Below are 16,885 nucleotides of genomic sequence, written 5' to 3' on the forward strand. Positions count from 1 at the left end.
TATTATTTATGGAAAAATTAACTGATTGGAAGATTCCTACGAGCAATGAACCTGGAATGCATTTGGTTGCAGGCCCTGAAGATGGAAAAACCAAGTCATTATGGGTTTATCGCCTGAATTTAAAGGCTATGGAAGAATTTGTATTTTTCGACACCTCAAGGGAATTCTCTTTTTCCATTATAGGTGGCGTTGTTACGTTGTATCATGAAGATAAACCCTCGTTATTGCATAAACTTGACTCTTTTTATGTGCCAGCAAACAGAAAGGTCACAATAAAGGCTGAAACAAATGCTGTTTTGTATATCGGGGCGGCCATCGATGAAGGGTATGGAAAGTTTTATATAAATCTTTTCAATTCAGAGTTACCTATTGGTGATACGAAACAAGTCCATGGGGAAAAACCTTTCAGAAGAGATGTCTACATGACGTTAGGGCCAAAGGTTGCTGCCTCTCGGCTCATTTGTGGCTTTACTTGGAGTGATATTGGAGCTTGGTCGAGCTGGCCTCCGCATCAGCATGAGAAAGATCTTGAAGAAGCCTATTGCTATTTTGATATGGATGCCCCTAGTTTTGGAATTCACATGAGTTATCTGGAAAGTGGAAAGCCTGATGTTTGCCACATAGTTCAATCGGGTGATATCGTATTGGCTCCAAAGGGATACCATCCCACAGTTGCTTGTCCCTTGATCCGTAATTGCTATTTTTGGATTTTGGCGGCTCATTCGCATGAAAGTAGAAGGTATGATTTGGCAATCAACGATCCTGCATATGTCCAACAAAGGGAAAATATATGAAAGCTATAGTCAAGACAGAAAAAGGGGTAGGTAATATTTCTTTAGAGGAAAGAACAGTTCCTGAAATTGGAAGGGGAGAGGTTTTGATACGCATAAAAGCTGCTGCAGTATGTGGTACCGATTTGCATATTGTTCATGATCAATTTCCCTATTGGCCACCTGTGATTTTAGGGCATGAGTTTGCCGGTATCATTGAATCAGTGGGTTCGGAGGTCACTGATTGGAAACCTGGGGATAGAGTAGTGGGGGAACCCCATACTCTTTCCTGTGGTAATTGTTTTTATTGCAGGACCGGGCATATTCAGAATTGTGAATCAAAACGATCTCCAGGGTGGGGCATAGATGGATGTTTTACGGAGTTTATGAGGTATCCAGAACCAAAACTATTGCATCGGCTTCCACCTGAAATAAGTTTTGAATCAGGATCCTTGGTCGAACCAATTGCCAATGTAGTAACTGATATCGTAGAGAGAGGACTTCTTTCTGCAGGCGATTCTGTGGCTATTATTGGTCCTGGTCCTATCGGCTTGATGGCTGGTATTGTGGCAAGAGTTAGCGGAGCTTCCCGTGTAATTCTCATTGGGACCAAGATGGATGAACCAATGCGTATTCCTGTAGCTCGAAAACTTGGGGTGTTTGATGAAATATTCATTGCCGATGAATATGACTGTGTTCCTTTAATAAAAGAACTTACCTCTGGTCTTGGTGTTGATATGGTAGTGGAGGCAAGTGGATCTCAGGGTGGCATTGCAATGGGAGTTTCTGTTTTAAGGAAATATGGGCGATTTATAGGTATCGGCCTTCCAGGGCGAGATGTTGTTGAATTTCCTTATAAGATGGCAATGTTAAAAGTGTTGCAGGTGATTTGCAATATGTCAACTTCATATACATCGTGGGAAAGGTCAATTTCGATTTTGAAGCAAAATGAAAATATTTTTGCTCAATTAATTTCTCATGTGTTTGATTTGGCTGATTGGGAGAAAGGGTTCGATTTGTTGGAAAGGAAGGCTGCCATGAAGGTGGTTTTCAAACCTGGATTGTAATAAATGGTCATAAATGGAGGTTTTCTATGAAAAGGTTAGTTTGTGTAGGTATCATGTTAGCAATGATTCTTGTAAGTCTTGTAGCAAATGGAGCAACGGAGCAACCAAAAAAGGAGGGTACGGATAAGGTCTATGTGTACAAATTTGGACATTCTATGACAGAGGAAAGTGCTCGCCACAAATCGATGGTTTATTTTAAGGAGGAATTGGAAAAACGTTCAAATGGGAGAATCCAGGTTGAGCTATACGCAAATAGTCTCCTTGGCAATGAGTCCGAAATGATGGATATGGTTAAGATTAATGCAATCCAGGGAACCCGAGGTTCTCAATTTGAGAAGGCAAATCCACAATATCTTATTTATAATCTTCCTTTTATTTTTGAAAATAGTGATGAATTCCGCCTGATTCTTGACAGTCCTTTTGAACAAAGAATTGCCAAAGTGGCAAATAAAAATGGGTATTATATTGCTGCTACAGGAATTGCAGGTGGTTACCGCCAGATAACAAACAATAGACGTCCAATTAAAACAGTTGAGGATATCAAAGGTTTGAAATTGAGAGTTCCTCCCCTAGAACCAGTTCTCAAGGCGATAGAGGCTTTGCAAGCTAATCCAGCTCAAGTTCCTTACAATGAAACCTATATGGCTCTGAAAACTGGAGTCGTTGATGGCCAAGAGAATCCTCCTTCAAACATTGTGGATATGAAGTTTTATGAAGTACAAAAGTACCTAAGCATCGTTAATTATATCATCTGCCCTGATTGCTTGTTTACCAGCAATGAATGGTATCAGTCTCTCCCTGCAGATCTTCAGAAGATTTTTAATGAAGTTTCAAAGGAAACGATGAAAAAGAGTACTGATATCTGGTTGGCTGCTGAAGAAGCAAACTTAACGTTCTTGGGACAACATTTGGAAGTGAATACTGTTACTCCTGAAAATCTTAGTAAATTCAGGGAAAAAGTAGCTCCTGTTTGGCAGTATTTTATTGATAAGGGTGCTTTTACGCAAGCTGATGTTGATGAAATTCAAAGTCGTCTCAAATCAGTGAGATAATCACAAGAATCTGTATGTAACGAGGATGTGCGTATTCTTCATTCTTGGGGAGGATACGCTCATTCCAAAATTATTGAAAAGTGAGAAAAAAAATGAGAATAAAAAACCAACTTAATAAGATTCCAAAACTAATTTGGGGTTTGATGACAGTATTGATGGGATTTATATTTGTTATGATGAATTTGCTGGTTGTGCTTAGATATTTCTTTAATACGACAATAGTTGGTGGCCAGGAAATAGTTGATTACTCGTTTATATATTTGACAGCGATTGGAGCTGCTTTACTCATAAATTCCAATGATCATATATCAGTCAATCTTTTTGAGAAGGCTAGTGTGAAGACAAAAACAATATTGAAGGCAATTCAATATGTTTTCATGTTGGCTCTGCAATCCTTCCTGCTTGTTCTCTCTATCCAGTGGATACAGAAAATAGGTCATTTTCTCACTCCTGTTCTTCATTTTGAACAACGTTGGGCTCAATACTCCATTCCTTTAAGCATGTTTCTTGGAATATGTTTCTGTATAACAAATTTGTTTTCACTTTTTTCTGCCAGTAAAAATAAAAAGAGGAATTCCTGATATGACATTACTTATTATTTCCTTGCTATTGCTGATTACATTAGGTTTGCCTATAGGATATGCTCTTGGAGTCTCGGGAGGACTATACTTCATAGCTTATCATCCTGAGTTAATAATAATTATTCCTGAAAGATTGTTTTCTGGAATGAATGCTCCCCTATTGCTCTCTCTTCCTTTGTTTATTCTTATGGGATTATTTATGAACGAAGGGAATTTGACCCAGCGTCTGATCAATATGCTCATGATGTTTGTGGGAAAGATTCGTGGAAGTCTGGGCCTTGTCAATGTCTTGGTCAGCATGGTTTTTGGTGGGATCTCAGGTTCTTCTGTCTCTGATACCGCTTCAGTTGGAGCAATCCTCATTCCAGAAATGGAAAAAAAAGGCTATTCTCAGGAGTTTGCTTGTGGAGTCACCGTTGCTTCTTCGACTATGGGTATGATTATACCTCCCAGTATACCGATGCTCATGTATGCAACGATATCTTCTGAATCGGTGGGAAGGTTGTTTCTTGGTGGTCTTGTTCCTGGTGTAATGATTGGAATATTCATGTTGGTCATTACGTTTTTAATTGCAAGAAAAGAAAATATTCCGATTGAAAAGGTTTCCTGTGACCCTGCATTTATACGGAAGACGCTCAAAGATGGCTTTTTCGCTATTATTATGCCACTTTTTGTTGTTGGTTCAATAGTTTTTGGTGTCGCAACTGCTACAGAAGCTGCTGGTTTGGGTGCTCTGTATGCATTGGTTGTCGGATTGTTTATTTTTAAATCCCTTAAACTTAAAAGGATTCCTGCTTTATTGGTTGAAACTATAAAACTAAGTGCCTCCGTGATGATTGTCATTGCATTTTCGAATATGTTTACATGGATATTATCTTTGGAGCATGTACCACTTAGGATGGCTATGTTTATTACATCAATTAATCTTCCTCCAGTGATTGTCTTGCTTGTGATTGATGTTATTATACTTTTTGTTGGTATGTTTTTGGATGTTAGCCCCGCAATCATGCTTCTTACTCCAGTTTTTCTGCCAGCTGTGTCGGCTCTTGGCGTAAGTCCGGTTCAGTTTGGAGTGCTTCTGATCGCTGGTTTGGCAATTGGCTTGGATACCCCCCCTGTCGGGATGTGTCTTAATGTTGCCTCCACTATCGCAAAGGTTGATATCCTTCATATTTTCAAGTCTGCCATCCCCTTTTTGCTTGCGAATGTAGCGACCCTTTTGCTTGTTACCATTTTTCCTGCAATTAGTAATTGGTTGCCAAATTTATGTACCGCTTGACTTGCATTTTCGATGTTTTAGTAACGAGGAAGGCATGATTTCGAGGTACTTGTAGATTTCTCCCTATTTCTTGGTCCTCTCATGGCATAGTCCCGATAGGGAGAATGTCTTGATGAAATCAAGTAGCAAACAGATGTTTTTTCTGCATGGGTTTCTTTGGGTGTGCGAAATAGATAAATTGGACAAACTGTAGGAATCATTTGGTTCTGTGAATTTTTTCGATGATACATCTTCGCAGGGGAGTCTGTTTTTCAAGTATTCTGTAGAGAACAACAGGGAAAATGATTCCTTGAGTCCTGATTTTGTGTTTTTTGACTAGGCCCTTGCTTCAAGCGTTTGGATCAAACAGATTTTACTGATATAGGGAGCATCCATGAGAACTAAGTTGGGAGAGGAGGTTGTCGAACGGTAAAAAACTGACCAAGATTCGACCGTTTTTATTTATATTCATACAGAAATTGCAACGTAATTCATATTTCAGGATTCTTTTAGAAAGGAAAGAAATGAAAGGTAATTTTTCTTAAAACAGAATTTTCCTAGTGTCTCTGCCAACCCAGCAATCCAGAAAGCTTGTTGCATTCAGTGAGGATGGAATGGACAATCAGTTCCTTTTCTTCATGGTTGAAGCGGAACAATGGCCAAGAAACACTCATTGCAGCAATTACCTTCCCTGTGTAGTCCCGAATGGGGGCTCCTATACAGAGAGTGCCTATTTCATGTTCTTCATTATCGGAAGCCCAGCCAAGAGAACGAATTTCTCCCAGCTCTCTTTTCAAGGCCTCGGGTTCCCTTATGGTATTGGGTGTGAAGGGTTTCAAGGGAATCTTGGAAAGATAGTCATCGACTTCTGCATCGCTCATATCGGAAAGCAAGACCTTTCCGATGGCAGTGCAATACAGGGGTATGCTTTTTCCGACCCTGGAATACATACGAATCGTAAACGAAGACTCTTTCTTCAGTACATAGACCGCATAATTCTCTTCCAGTACACCCATATGCACGGTTTCACCCAATTGGGTGCATAATTTCTGGGCTACAGGTTGAGCCACATTGATAAGGTCGATATGTTCCAGGCCATGGGAACCTATGGAAAACATCTTCAGTGTCAGACTATACAGGTCGGCAGGATCGCGATAGACATACCCCAGTGAAACAAGGGTGGAAAGGAATCTGAGCAATGTAGCTTTTGGCAACTTGGTCTCCTTTGAAAGAGACTCAAGGTTGATGTTTTGACTTCGGGAAAGTGTTTCCAAAATCGCGATGGTTCGTACAACACCGCTTGTCAGTTGCTTATCTCCAAGTACTTCAGATTCCTTCTTTACCATAATTTATGCCTCAAAATATGTCTTTGCGTTATCAAATGAGATATTCTTGACCACAGAACCCAACATGTCAAGGTCATTCGGAATTTCTCCCTCTTCCGCCCAGGTTCCGAAGATGTTGCACAGGATTCTCCTGAAGTATTCATGCCTTGGGTAAGAAAGGAAGGATCGGCTGTCTGTAAGCATTCCGATGAAACGGGGAAGCAACCCGATATTTGCAAGAGTCTTCATCTGCTGTTCCATTCCATCCTTGTGGTCACAGAACCACCAAGCGGAACCGAGTTGTATCTTTCCGGGGATTCCACCCTGATAACAACCCATCAAGGTTCCCAATACGTAATAATCCTTTGGATTCAAGGTGTACAATATGGTTTTGGGGACTTCATTGGTCTGTGAAAGGTTATTGAGAAAAGCGGAAAGCGATTCTGCCATTTCCTTGTCATGGGAGGCATCATAGCCAGTATCCGGACCAAGTTTTGCAAACATCAAGCCATTGTTGTCCCGAATGGAGGCAAAGTGCAATTGCATTGCGATGTTTCTTTTGGCATAGGCTCTGGCCAGGGCCGTGAGTACAAAGGTCTTGTACGCTTCGACTTCCTGGCTGCCCAGGGTTTTTCCTTCCATGCGCTTTGTGAAGATGGCATTGACTTCGCTTTCGCTCTTGAAAATTGCGGGAGCGGTGATCAGTGCATGGTCGGAAGCCTTGCAACCCAGGGAAACGAAGAAATCAAGTCTTGCGATCAAGGCAGTGATTACATCGGAAACTGAACTGATGTTCATGGAAGCGGCTTTTGCCAAACTTGAGATATAGGTGGCAAAGGTGTCCTTGTCGATATTCAAGGCCTTGTCAGGGCGATAGGAAGGAATGACCTTTGCAGGGAAATCCTTCTGACTGGCAATTTCCTTATGATAGAACAAATCGTCGGCAGGATCATCGGTAGTCCCTACTGCATAGACATTCATTTTCTTCATGATACCACTGACAGAAAGGGTAGGATCTTCCTTGAGCTTTCTGTTGGCTTCTTCATAAATGGATTTGGCATTCTTTCTGTTCAGAATCTCGGTTATACCGAAATAGCGCTGAAGTTCAAGATGCGTCCAATGGTAAAGGGGATTTCCCAAGCTGTTTTCCATTGTTTCCGCCCAGGCCAGGAACTTGTCAAACGGGTCGGTTTCCTTTCCTGTTATCAAAGCTTCCGATACCCCATTTGCTCGCATGAGTCTCCATTTATAGTGGTCACCACCAAGCCAGGCATCGGTGATGGTGGAAAATCGCTTGTCCTGTGCAATTTCCTGAGGAATCAAATGACAATGATAATCGAAGATCGGTTGATCCTTGGCATATTCATGAAACAGTTTTTCAGCTGTCTTGGTTTGCAAGAGAAAATTCTCATCCATAAACTTTTTCATTTTCTATATCTCCCTAATTTGTAGTTTGCAAAAAGCAAAGGTCCTTACAAAATGACTCCATCCTTGAACAAGGATATTTCCGCATAGCCATTTTGTTCGTTCTTGGCTAGATAGGTGCCGGAAGCGACTTCCTCGATAAGGGTCAGTAGATCCGAAAGCACGTTCTCGTTGTCTTCTCTCAGTAATCGGCCGGCATCAAAATCAATCCAATTGGCTTTTTTCTCGGCCATGGCACTGTTGGAGGCAATCTTGACAGTTGGTACCGGAGCTCCAAGCGGAGTGCCTCGTCCGGTGGTGAACAATATTAAATGCGCTCCGCAGGCAGTCAGCGCAGTTGTCGAGACAATATCATTGCCAGGCCCTGAAAGTAGGTTCAGCCCAGAATGTGTGACTCGATCCCCATAATTGAGAACAGCCTCGACAGGAGCTTGCCCTCCCTTCTGGATGCACCCAAGGCTCTTGTCCTCCAGGGTGCTTATGCCGCCTGCCTTGTTTCCGGGAGAAGGATTCTCATAGATGACCTGGTTGTGTTTGACAAAGTAATCCTTGAAATCATTTATGAGGTTTACTGTTTGATCAAAGACTTCCTTGTTGATTGCACGGTTCATCAAGAGCTGTTCTGCCCCGAACATCTCAGGGACCTCTGTCAGTATCGAAGTACCGCCCATGGCAGTGAGTTCATCACAGAAGCGGCCTACCAGGGGATTGGCGGTGATTCCGCTGAACCCATCGGAACCTCCACACTTGAAGCCAACGATAAGCTTGCTCATCGGGACAGGGACGCGGGTGTCCTTGGAAAGTGTCTCGGCAAGTTCAGTCAAAAGTTTTTTGCCTGTTGCAAGTTCATCCTCTACTTCCTGGCAAATCAAGTATTTGACTCGGTCAGGATCAGTAGGACCTACAAGGGCCTTGAAGGATTCCGGTGTATTGTTTTCGCAACCCAGGGAAAGTACAAGGACTCCACCTGCGTTAGGATGATGGACCAAGTCAGAAAGGATGGTTCTGGTTGCCTCGTGGTCGGCCCCAAGTTGGGAACACCCATACGGGTGTGACCAGACATGGATTCCATCAAACTTATATCCGCTTAATGCCGTCTTTGCCCATTCGATTAGGTTTTCGGCAATTTTGTTTACACATCCGACGGTAGGGACAATCCAAATCTCATTACGGATTCCAATCTCCCCATTCTTTCTTTGGTAGGCCTTGATGGTGGGAATTTTATCTTTCCAGGTTTTTTTCATGGTCTCTGCCTTGTCCATGAAGGATTTGGCAATTTTCTCATCATAGGAATACTCATTGGCTTCCTGAAGGAGGGTATGTATATTATTTGCATGTACATGGCTACCCTGGGCAATGGCTTCCCTGGCTTCGCCTATCGGATAGCCATATTTGATGATTTTTTCACCTTTGGCTATGTCTCGCAAGGCCATTTTATGCCCGGGAGGGATATCTTCTATACACGTAATGGTCTTGTTTCCTACCTTGATTATCTGACCTTTTGCCAAAGGCTCAATTGCGACGGCCACGATATCCTCGGCAGTTATTTGTAAAATCTTGAAATGTTCCATATCTATAATTCTCCTATATTATTTCTTTGAGAGCTTCTTTCATTCCTTTGGTCCAAATCTGGACCAAATAATTACTTACCATACTTTCCAATTCTTTTATTTTTGTCAAATCCTGTCCCCACCAAGTGTCTTCCGCCAAGATTGCCGAAGAAAGTCTTTCTGCCTTCTTTTTGATATCCCCGCCCATTCCATAGAGCTCGGCAAATCTTGAAAGTACCTCATAACTATCCTTGATGAGGTAGAGTTCTCCATCTCTCGATCCCTTGAGATCAGGTCCCTCAAATTCAGTGCCTTCATAAAAAGAGATCAGGGCAGCAAGCGAAAAGACAAGATGCTGGGGGAGCCTATTGTTCTTTTCGATGAATCCAAGCAAGGAGGGAAGATCCCGATTTTTGAATTTACGTATGGAATTCAATGAAATACTGAGTAACTGATGCCTCAGATACGGATTTTGAAACCGTTCCAGAACTTCAGTGGCATACGGTTCAAGTATTTCCCTGGTTGCTTCCATTGAGGGAATAATCTCATCAAAGATACCGGCATATAAAAATTGATAGAGTAAGCTGTCATGAATGCACTCCTCTACGGTTTCCAGTCCACATTGATACGCAGCCAAGGCCATCATGGTATGTGACCCGTTGAGTATCCTGACTTTTCTATCTCTATAGAAACTCATGTCGTGGGTCCAGATGACATTGAGAGCTGCTGCCTTGAGAGGCAGCTCATCTTCATGAAACTCCTTGTGACATTCAATGACCCAAAGGTAGAAGAGTTCAGCGGAATCAAGGAGATTGTCCTGATATCCGAGTATCTGGCACAAAGCGGCGGCTTCTTGTTTCGGATAACCCGGGACAATACGGTCAACGAGGCTGTTGCAAAAATCACAAGCTTCATCCAGCCAGGTAATGAAGGCCTGTCCAAGATTCCACTCACTGGCAAATTGCTTGACGGTTTTTTTAAGGGTATCTCCGTTGTTTTCAATGAGTTCACAGGGAATGAGAATGATTCCCTTGTCCGTTGCTCCCGCAAAAGTTTTGAAGCGTCTGAACAGGAAAGCACAGATTTTTCCCGGAAAAGAGGATTGGGGAGTGTCTTCGAGGCTATCTCCGCTACGATAGGTTATACCTGCTTCAGTGGTGTTGGAGATGATGAAACGCAAATCCGTACTATCAGCCAAGGGTTGATATTGCACAAATTCCTCAGTTTTATACGGGTTGAGACAACGGCTTACACAATCGATGGTCCGATATTGTTCAAAAGGGGCTCCCTCTCGGATACCTCTGAGTATTGTAGTGTACAAACCCTTCTGGGCATTGATCATTTCTCCCATGCCCCTTTCCAAAGGTTGCACCAGGACGACATTCCCGTTGAAGTCTGTTTTTTCATTGAGTAAATCGACTTGCCAATCAACAAAGGCACGGAGAAAATTTCCTTCACCGAATTGCAATACCCTTTCAGGTCTTGTCTTGGTGTTCTTGACTTTGGAAATTGTCTCCATGTTCAATGACTCCTTTATGATGCAGGCTGATTTTTACCAAAAAGGAAATGTCCCATAATGGCGCAAATAGTCTGCTGTAATACAATGCCGAAAATGACAGGCAACGCGGTTTCAGGAGGGAAGTAATTGATTGCAAGTATAAGAGCTGCACTTATGTTTCTCAAGGAGATTGCAAAGGTCAGGCTGATATTGTCCTCTCTTGACAGTTTTGCAATTCTTCCCAAAACATAGGCAATGGGAAAGCTCAAAGAAGCAATTGTTGCACAGACCAAGGCTACAGGAAGATAGGACCAGGAAGCATTTGCAAGAAGATCTTTAGAGACCTGGGAGGTATTGATGATAATTACCAGAAACAAGGCAAGCTTGGAAAAAGGACGTAGACTGGGAGTTATATGTTCATTTACCTGTCCTTTTGTCAGGTTGTTGATCACTATCCCGAGGATGGAAGGGATTACCACCATTTTAAATAAGGATAGCATCATTCCTGTTGTATCGATGGCAATGGAAGTCTGGGCAAGGAGCTTAACGGTAAAAGGGGTGAATATCGGAGCCAAGGCTGTTGAAATCAATATAAAGGTAAGTGATAGCGCCCCATTTCCTTCATATATCGAGCTCCAGATATATCCGGAAACCGCCGTTGGAATGGAAAGCAGAAGGATGTAGCCGGTAATCATGGCGATGTTTGAATGGAAGACCAGCGAAGCCAGTGCCCAGGCCAGGAAGGGCATGATGATATTGGCACCGATCAAGAAGAATATGATGGGTTTGGGATGTCTCAGTACCTTGAAGAAATCCGTGGTATTGATCCCCAGAGCCCCGCAAAAAGTAAGGAATGCAAACAAATAGGTCACTGAGGGGTTCATCCAGCTTACCAAGGTTCCCAGAATCAATCCCAGGATGACTCCAAAAGGGGTGAGTACTGGCATCAAATGCTCAAGACTATGGTTGAATTGCCTTAATTTTGTCTCTGTATTTTGAAAATGAAACATTGTTCCTAGGATAACTTCCCAATGCTTGGACTGTCAAGCAGAGTCTTGCTATGCTATAGTTGTTTCCTAGGCTGGGAACGAAGAAAAGGAGGTTTTTTGAGATGGCAGAAACTTCTCGAAGAATTGGATTGATTCTGGCATCGATCCATACCGGTGCTTCAATTGATTTTTGGTCTGATATTGCTCATGTTGCGCAAGAAGCAAAGGGCTCACTGTTTGTCTTTCCCGTGGGAAGGCTGGCGTATCCCAAGGATTTTGAATATCTGAGAAACAGTCTCTCTTCTCTGGCAAATACCAAGAATCTGGATGGATTGATCAGTTGGGGATCTTCTTTAGGAGGAGCTGTCAGCATTGATGAGGTCAAGGATTTTCATTCTTCGTTTGGCTCTTTGCCGTGCGTGACCATAGGTATGAATAGGGAAGGTTTTCCCAATATTTCCTTTGATGCCTATGCAGGCATCCAGAATCAACTGATTCATTGCATCAAGGTCCATCATGCTTCCAAGATTGCCTTTATCAGGGGACCCGAGAATCATCTTTCCTCAAATGATAGGTTTCAAGCCTATAAAGATGTCCTTGAAAATCAGAAAATTGCCTATGATCCCTTGCTTGTGTCCGATCCCTTTGGTTGGACTGAGGGAGCAAAAGCGCTTGACCAATTGGTTTCTGCCCGGCATCTGATTCCCGGGAAGGATTTCGATACCTTATCGTGTTCGAGTGATCTTATGATGTTTGGGGCGGGCAAGGTCCTGGAGGCAATGGGTATCAGGATTCCTGAGGATCTGAGGATTGTCGGTTTCAACAATAGCCGGGAGAGTCGACTGCTGAAAGTGCCCTGTACTACAGCGAAGATGCCAGTTCAACGCATGGCTTTCCTCTCTTGGGCCATGGTTGAGGAGATGTTGGAGAAACATACGTTCAATGGCCCCGATATTCTTTTGCCTGCTGAGTGTGTTGTCAGGAGGTCGTGTGGCTGCGTGGATTCCTTGGGTGGCTATCTGGAGGCCAAGAAGATCCTTTCCTCTGAGAATGACTATATTGAATGGCTTGAGAAAGCCTTTGGCCTCTCGCAAAAGACGGTACAACGAAAAATAAGACCTTTGTTGGAGCTTGCCTCCAAATATAAGGATGTTGAGGATACCTTTTTGGCCGCAAGGATAGAGGAAGCCATACAAAACCTTGCCTATCGATTCCTTGATTCAGGAGGCGATCCCAACCAGTTGTCTGAGGCCTTGTCGTGGTATGAGCTATTCTTTGCCAATCTTTCCTTCAAGAAAAATTTTGGTTCTTCCTTGCGGGATATGTTTCTGCGTCAACAAGATTTGGTTTCCAATGAACATGCCTATGCCGTATTGATGCAAAAAAAGAAACTCAATTCGCTTGAGTGTGACCTGCTTTGCATTCGAAGTATACAGGCGATTCCTACAGTTCTGGAAGCGCATCTTCCTGCCTTGGGCATTCCTCAATGCTATCTGGTTACCCATCAGAATGATGAACTCAGTTGTTTTGTCGGAGGCTTTGATGCAACTAGGGTATATCTGGAAACGGAGTTGTTCCCAAAGGATTTATTGCTTCCTTTGCATTTTTCCCAACTTTTGGCCCAAGGTGTCTATGTGATCGAACCTCTGTTCATGGAGAATCAACCGTTGGGATACTTGGTTATCAGAACTGAAGTTTTCGATGGCAATTTGATGGAGGAACTTCGTACAGCCTTGAGCAGTGCCCTCAAGGGAACCTTTCTTGTGGAAGCGGCAAATAGTGCCAGGGAACAGGCTGAACATGCGCAGCGGTTACGAAAGGAGTTCTTTGCAAATGTCAGCGAGGGGCTTCGCAACCCCTTGGACACTATCCTCCAACTTTTCAAAAATATTCCAAATGAAGATAGGTCCGACGAAAAAATCAAGCAGATAATCGGAGCAATGGAAGATGAAGTTTCCAAGGCAAACCATCTACTCGATCTTACTCTTTCGCAGACAGGAGCCCTGGGTTTTGATATCCAGGTGTTCAATGCCAGTTCCCTTGTTCAGGAATTCCTTGCAGAAGGACATGTACAGTATGAGGGAAGTCTGGAATTGCCGGCTTTGCGTACAGATCGTCAGAGATTGAGGGAAATTCTTTCCATTGTCAGGACCCAGATTATCTCTGATGACAGTATTTGTCTTCTCAAAACCAATAGTACGACGGAAGGCTTGGAGTTTGCTCTCTATTCTACTTCGCTAGGTTGGAAAGCGGAATTGTATCGTCAAAATCCAGGTTTTTTGCTTGCTGAAAGAATTGTCTTGATGAGTGGGGGAATTTTTTCCTGCCAGGGAAACTCAGTGAGGTTTCGTCTTCCGTGGCCTGGGTTGGGTTCTGATGAGCCGGTTTTGTCAAAACAGGGCCCCTCTTTTCCTTATTATATAACTGAAAGGGAAGAAGCGACGGTACCTATCGCTTTTGCAGCTTTCGAACCTATACAAATTTTACATGCCCCTGAGGTAGGTAGAAAGGGTGGAATTCCTTCTTCGATAGGACAAATTCTCTGGGATGCCCAGGAAAATGGTCTGGATCAGCAATTGGCCTTGCATGTGTTGGGCACTGATAGTCTGACCTCCCTTTTGCCATTCATTTGTCTGGGGTGTCCTGATGGATTTCCAACGATACGGGAAGCGCTTGAATCCAATGGAGCCATGCAAACTCAGGGGACTGTTTTTGTTTTTGGTGATTTTCTTGGCGAACTCACTTCCTTGGCTTTTCAAGGGTCCTTGGTCAAAATGACTTCCCTTGGGCAATTCGAAGAACTTGCCTTACAGGCAAAACCTTCCCTGTTGATCTCCTGTGAGTGTAATGTGTCTCAGTTTACGGCCATTCGCAAGGGTAGGGTTGCGTTTTCGGTGCCTATTGTCATTATCAAGGAAATCTGGACGGAATCAGAGATCGAGGAGCTGAGTCTTATCCCGAATATTCTCATTGTGAACACCAGTATTGCTGATAGCAAGGAATTTCTTTCCAGATTGATAAGGTTGCGTGGTAATGATTCTCTTTTGCCTTCCCTTACCGGTATCCTGGTAAAACGGGCAGTCGTATATTTATCCCTTCACGCTTCCTCGCAGGTCTCACGTTGGCAACTTGCCGAAGCCGTAAATGTGAGTGAGGACTACCTTACCAGGATTTTCAGAAAGGAAATAGGGCTTTCTCCCTGGGATTATCTCAATCGGCATCGAATCTTTTTGGCCGAAAATCTGCTTCGCCAAACTGGACTCACGATAAATGAGATAGCAAGTCAGACAGGGTTTCAGGATCAAGCCTATTTTTGTCGTGTTTTCAAAAAAATCAAAGGATTATCTCCTGGGTTTTTTAGGTCAATCAATCGATCATAAGCGTGAAAATGACGGAAAAGTACAAGAGTCTCTCTGCATTATCCCCCATTCTTGCCGTATTCTTTCAATATGAGGTAGGGTGGTATGGGCAATAGTGAAGTGCTGCGACGTGATTCAAAGATCATACGTGAGATTAAACGCCATAAATCGGTGTATGCGATTTTGGTGGTTCCTCTTGTTTATTATATTTTGTTTAAATACATTCCCATTTTCAACGGACAGATAGCTTTCAAGAATTATATGGCCCTTGATGGAGTTCTTGGAAGTAAGTGGATTGGACTGGAAAACTTCAAGACGTTCGTCCATTCCTATTATTTTTGGGAATTGTTGAGGAACACGCTCATGTATAGCATTGGAAAGCTGATTTTCAGTTTGCCTTTGGCTATCGTGCTTGCAATTGCATTGTACGAATGTACTCATCCTATATTGGGAAAAATCGTTCAGACCCTTGCCTATCTCCCTCACTTCCTTTCCTGGGTAATCATGTATGGAATACTTCTTGCCATGCTGGCTCCCGGAGATGGAATTTTCAATGATGTGCTGAAACTCTTCGGTCATGCTCCTCTGGATTTCTTGACCAGTACGAAGGCTTTTCCCTGGATAGTCATCTTCAGTGATGCCTGGAAGGAGATGGGCTGGACGGCCATTATTTTCATTGCCGCGTTGATGGGTATTGACCCTTCCTTGTTTGAGGCGGCACTGGTCGAGGGCGCCAATTCCTGGCAACGGGTTCGCTATATCACCCTTCCGTCGATTCGTCCGGTAATCGTAATTGTTCTCTTGCTCAGACTTGGGACAATCCTCGATGCAGGGTTCAACCAGCTTTTTATGTTGTACTCAACGCCTGTCTTGTCGGTAGGGGATATCATTGATACCTGGGTGTATCGTCAAGGTTTACTGGAATTCCAGTTTGGTCTGGCCACGGCGGTCGGCCTATTCAAGGGTGTAATCGGAATGTTCTTGATCCTCGGTTCAAACCGTCTGGTCAAACGTTTCGGTGGATCCTCATTGTATTAGGAGAGAGCTATGGAAAATTCCAGAAACAAGAAAGAAAAAGTAAAGTTAAATAGTTTCAAGGCAAATGTTGCACTCAAGCCAACTGTTGCGGATAAGACATTCAATGGCTTGGTAACAGTGTTTCTTTCGATATTGCTCTTTGTTATTGCAATACCGCTTTGGAGTACCATTACCCTGTCCTTCAGACCAAATGATTACATTGGAAATAACCTTCAGGGAATGTTCCTTGTCCCTTGGAAGTGGTCTAACTCCGCCTATAAAGCCTTGTTGGGAAACAATGGATTCATCCTTGCCTTCAAAAACAGCTTGTTGATTCTGGCAGGAGGGGTTACCTCGGCATTGTTCCTGACTACTCCCTTGGCCTATGTGCTTTCGATCAACTCCCTGCCTGGCCGAAAATTCTTCAATATACTGATTGTCATTCCCTATGTCTTCAATGTCGGGATGATTCCCGCTTACTTGCTTGTCACCAATATCGGATTGATCGACCATTTGGCGGCGGTTTTTATTCCGGGAGCCATCAGTACTTACAATTGTTTGATCATGCGCTCGTTCTTTGAGGGAATTCCCAATGAACTGAAGGAATCTGCAAGAATTGACGGGGCAACGGAGATCCAGGTTCTGATGAGAATCATCCTTCCCTTGTCAAAGGCAATCATCATGACCATCGGGTTGTTCTACGGGGTCTCTTTTTGGAATGATTTCTTCCATGCCATGTTGTATTTGAATAGCAACAGTCTCCAACCCCTGCCAATATTGCTCCGTAATATTTTGATGGCGAGTGGCATGAACGAGTATGTTGAGGTAAATGCCTTCGGAGATGCTCCTGTTGCCGCAATCAAGGCTGCTTCGGTATTCCTGAGTGCAATACCGATGGTTCTGGCTTATCCGTTTATACAAAAGTACTTTACCAAAGGTACGCTTCTAGGAAGCGTAAAAGGGTAAAATGTACGTTTTTGTCCATGTTTTGTAC

General features: G+C 43.2%; 13 protein-coding genes. 8 read left to right on the forward strand and 5 right to left on the reverse strand.

All coding sequences use genetic code 11. The features are described 5' to 3' along the window. Window positions 1-8 precede the first annotated feature (8 nt). The 5 genes from ACHZBG_RS09060 (at window position 9) to ACHZBG_RS09080 (ending at window position 4,749) form a co-directional block, all read left to right on the forward strand. Window positions 9-794 (forward strand): 5-deoxy-glucuronate isomerase, encoded by a 786-nt coding sequence (locus ACHZBG_RS09060; RefSeq protein ID WP_320129128.1) that lies wholly within the window; start codon window positions 9-11, stop codon window positions 792-794. Continuing rightward, entirely contained in the window at window positions 791-1,837 is a 1,047-nt protein-coding gene (locus ACHZBG_RS09065; protein WP_320129129.1) for an alcohol dehydrogenase catalytic domain-containing protein, read from the forward strand. Before ACHZBG_RS09060 ends, ACHZBG_RS09065 begins: the two co-directional genes overlap by 4 nt. A 26-nt stretch (window positions 1,838-1,863) precedes the next feature. Beyond that, window positions 1,864-2,889 (forward strand): TRAP transporter substrate-binding protein, encoded by a 1,026-nt coding sequence (locus ACHZBG_RS09070; RefSeq protein WP_320129130.1) that lies wholly within the window; start codon window positions 1,864-1,866, stop codon window positions 2,887-2,889. Between the two features lie 80 nt (window positions 2,890-2,969). Then, window positions 2,970-3,470 (forward strand): TRAP transporter small permease subunit, encoded by a 501-nt coding sequence (locus tag ACHZBG_RS09075; RefSeq protein WP_320129131.1) that lies wholly within the window; start codon window positions 2,970-2,972, stop codon window positions 3,468-3,470. 1 nt (window position 3,471) lies between these two features. After that, on the forward strand, window positions 3,472-4,749 hold the full coding sequence (locus ACHZBG_RS09080; protein ID WP_320129132.1) for a TRAP transporter large permease: 1,278 nt from the start codon (window positions 3,472-3,474) through the stop codon (window positions 4,747-4,749). 536 nt (window positions 4,750-5,285) lie between these two features. Here the strand turns inward: ACHZBG_RS09080 and ACHZBG_RS09085 are convergent. Genes ACHZBG_RS09085 through ACHZBG_RS09105 form a run of 5 tightly spaced genes read right to left on the reverse strand, consistent with a single transcriptional unit; the run spans window position 5,286 to window position 11,536 of the window. Beyond that, complete coding sequence (locus tag ACHZBG_RS09085; RefSeq protein ID WP_320129133.1) at window positions 5,286-6,074, reverse strand: IclR family transcriptional regulator; 789 nt, start codon at window positions 6,072-6,074, stop codon at window positions 5,286-5,288. Between the two features lie 3 nt (window positions 6,075-6,077). After that, window positions 6,078-7,481 carry a glucuronate isomerase gene (uxaC, locus tag ACHZBG_RS09090; protein WP_320129134.1) on the reverse strand — a complete coding sequence of 468 codons (1,404 nt, stop codon included), beginning with the start codon at window positions 7,479-7,481 and terminating at the stop codon, window positions 6,078-6,080. Between the two features lie 44 nt (window positions 7,482-7,525). Then, window positions 7,526-9,049 (reverse strand): altronate dehydratase family protein, encoded by a 1,524-nt coding sequence (locus tag ACHZBG_RS09095; protein ID WP_320129135.1) that lies wholly within the window; start codon window positions 9,047-9,049, stop codon window positions 7,526-7,528. A 13-nt stretch (window positions 9,050-9,062) separates the two neighbouring features. Beyond that, entirely contained in the window at window positions 9,063-10,547 is a 1,485-nt protein-coding gene (locus tag ACHZBG_RS09100; protein WP_320129136.1) for a tagaturonate reductase, read from the reverse strand. A 14-nt stretch (window positions 10,548-10,561) separates the two neighbouring features. Then, window positions 10,562-11,536 (reverse strand): bile acid:sodium symporter family protein, encoded by a 975-nt coding sequence (locus ACHZBG_RS09105; protein ID WP_320129137.1) that lies wholly within the window; start codon window positions 11,534-11,536, stop codon window positions 10,562-10,564. A 101-nt stretch (window positions 11,537-11,637) separates the two neighbouring features. Between ACHZBG_RS09105 and ACHZBG_RS09110 the strand changes: the two genes are divergently transcribed. The 3 genes from ACHZBG_RS09110 (at window position 11,638) to ACHZBG_RS09120 (ending at window position 16,857) form a co-directional block, all read left to right on the forward strand. Continuing rightward, window positions 11,638-14,895 carry a helix-turn-helix domain-containing protein gene (locus tag ACHZBG_RS09110; RefSeq protein ID WP_320129138.1) on the forward strand — a complete coding sequence of 1,086 codons (3,258 nt, stop codon included), beginning with the start codon at window positions 11,638-11,640 and terminating at the stop codon, window positions 14,893-14,895. 84 nt (window positions 14,896-14,979) lie between these two features. Next, on the forward strand, window positions 14,980-15,912 hold the full coding sequence (locus ACHZBG_RS09115; protein WP_320129139.1) for an ABC transporter permease subunit: 933 nt from the start codon (window positions 14,980-14,982) through the stop codon (window positions 15,910-15,912). A 9-nt stretch (window positions 15,913-15,921) separates the two neighbouring features. Then, a complete protein-coding gene (locus ACHZBG_RS09120) occupies window positions 15,922-16,857 on the forward strand; it encodes a carbohydrate ABC transporter permease (RefSeq protein ID WP_320129140.1) in 936 nt (311 codons plus the stop codon). The last annotated feature ends 28 nt before the right edge of the window (window positions 16,858-16,885 follow it).

It is taken from the genome of uncultured Sphaerochaeta sp. (assembly GCF_963676625.2).
Taxonomy (GTDB): domain Bacteria; phylum Spirochaetota; class Spirochaetia; order Sphaerochaetales; family Sphaerochaetaceae; genus Sphaerochaeta.

Bases quoted from the DNA above. Each gene is read 5' to 3' on its own strand.
- ACHZBG_RS09060 (WP_320129128.1), top strand. From the start codon at position 9: ATGGAAAAATTAACTGATTGGAAGATTCCTACGAGCAATGAACCTGGA.
- ACHZBG_RS09065 (WP_320129129.1), top strand. From the start codon at position 791: ATGAAAGCTATAGTCAAGACAGAAAAAGGGGTAGGTAATATTTCTTTA.
- ACHZBG_RS09070 (WP_320129130.1), top strand. From the start codon at position 1,864: ATGAAAAGGTTAGTTTGTGTAGGTATCATGTTAGCAATGATTCTTGTA.
- ACHZBG_RS09080 (WP_320129132.1), top strand. From the start codon at position 3,472: ATGACATTACTTATTATTTCCTTGCTATTGCTGATTACATTAGGTTTG.
- ACHZBG_RS09085 (WP_320129133.1), bottom strand. From the start codon at position 6,074: ATGGTAAAGAAGGAATCTGAAGTACTTGGAGATAAGCAACTGACAAGC.
- uxaC (WP_320129134.1), bottom strand. From the start codon at position 7,481: ATGAAAAAGTTTATGGATGAGAATTTTCTCTTGCAAACCAAGACAGCT.
- ACHZBG_RS09095 (WP_320129135.1), bottom strand. From the start codon at position 9,049: ATGGAACATTTCAAGATTTTACAAATAACTGCCGAGGATATCGTGGCC.
- ACHZBG_RS09100 (WP_320129136.1), bottom strand. From the start codon at position 10,547: ATGGAGACAATTTCCAAAGTCAAGAACACCAAGACAAGACCTGAAAGG.
- ACHZBG_RS09105 (WP_320129137.1), bottom strand. From the start codon at position 11,536: ATGTTTCATTTTCAAAATACAGAGACAAAATTAAGGCAATTCAACCAT.
- ACHZBG_RS09110 (WP_320129138.1), top strand. From the start codon at position 11,638: ATGGCAGAAACTTCTCGAAGAATTGGATTGATTCTGGCATCGATCCAT.
- ACHZBG_RS09115 (WP_320129139.1), top strand. From the start codon at position 14,980: ATGGGCAATAGTGAAGTGCTGCGACGTGATTCAAAGATCATACGTGAG.
- ACHZBG_RS09120 (WP_320129140.1), top strand. From the start codon at position 15,922: ATGGAAAATTCCAGAAACAAGAAAGAAAAAGTAAAGTTAAATAGTTTC.